Source organism: Faecalibacillus faecis, from assembly GCF_003024675.1.
GTDB lineage: Bacteria > Bacillota_I > Bacilli_A > Erysipelotrichales > Coprobacillaceae > Faecalibacillus > Faecalibacillus faecis.
Genome location: NZ_PYLP01000048.1, coordinates 1 through 1,440 on the forward strand (window position 1 = coordinate 1; position 1,440 = coordinate 1,440).

Annotated in this window: 1 protein-coding gene; it reads right to left on the minus strand. The window is 34.1% G+C overall.

Annotated features, from left to right (window positions below):
• A partial coding sequence (locus tag C7U55_RS13370; RefSeq protein WP_106988962.1) for an IS1634 family transposase occupies positions 1-1,440 on the minus strand: 1,440 nt, incomplete at both ends.

The window sequence follows — 1,440 nt, forward strand, 5'->3', positions numbered from 1 at the left end:
TGGAAGATTTGTAATATTTTCGAATTCTTTTATAAATTCACTTGATGCCGTTACATTGATATATTTACTTTCACCTTTGACCACCTTAAAGCTTCTAATGAATTTCATGATTTGATGTGTGCTGTATTGATTATCCAATATCTTAAACTGGAATATTCTTTCTAACAGTACGGCAAGATAACAGATCAGGAAGTGTCCCTTTATGCTGTTTTCTTTTTGAAGAAATACAGGGCGTGCATCTAAATCAGACTTCATTATTCTGAAGGATTCTTCTATCCTCCATAGATTGTGATATGTATTATAGATATCAATATCATCCATATCCTTTTCTGAAGTAACAAGCATATTGTATCCTGCAAACTTTAGCTCTTTTTCAATCATTGATTCGTTTATTGAGGCCTTGGCTTTCTCTCCGTCTTCATCAATGAAATCGACATACTTYCCTAAATCTCCATATTCTGATCGTTTTGCCTGACTGTAACAGAGGTTTCTTGCTTTTTCAATCTGTTTGGCTATTTCATATTTTTTCTTTGAGGCCAGTTTTGGATTATAGGTAACAAGTCTTTTTTCTGTAAAGCAGAGGGTTTTCTTTTTACCATCTATTTCAAAAGTGTATGGAAATTTTTCGACACATGATTTATATCTGTATAACAGTGTGCCATCTCTGCTTCTTACATCCTTCCAATCATCATTATCCAACAGTACCCATGTCTTTTCTTTTTCAGGCAAGGATTTTACTGATTTTGAGAAGAGATAGCCATCTCCGTTTTCTTTGGAAAAGGCGATATTCTGTGCACAGTTCAATCCTYTATCTGCAACATGGATGGTTTTCCCTGTGATTTGATTTTTATCTTTCAGTTTTTTGATGACATTTCTCAGTATGGGCTTTTCACTTTCGTTGYCAGGAAACAGTTCCATGCCAATAGGAATTTGATTTRCATCAAGAAGCAGTCCTAAGCCGACAATGGGATCTTTTCTGTTTTCTTTAGAAGGACCTTTTCTTCTAAAGTCATCTTCTCTGTCTATTTCAAAATAAAAATTACTGCAGTCAAAGTAGGTCTTGGAAGTATTGATATCATAGAATTTCTTTGTCTGTTCATTAAAGATTTCGATAAACTTGCCGTAGTCATTGCCAATGAATTCAAGACCATCAAGAAGCTGATCATAAGAAAAGTGAACGCCGTCTCTTAGTTGAGGAAGGACCTCATGAAAAGTTCTATGCTTACTGCATGGATTAACAAGACGAGCATAGATAAGAGATGAAAGAAGTTCGTAAAGGTCAAACTCAAAAGAATTATGCAGATTGAAATAGTCGACATACTTTTTGATATCCATTTTATTCATCATGGATATGAATGGAAAATATCCAAGATAGAGTTCAGGAGAATGATCGGAAATCTTAAGAGAATTCTTGTTTTTATTATTTTTGTTGAGTTCATC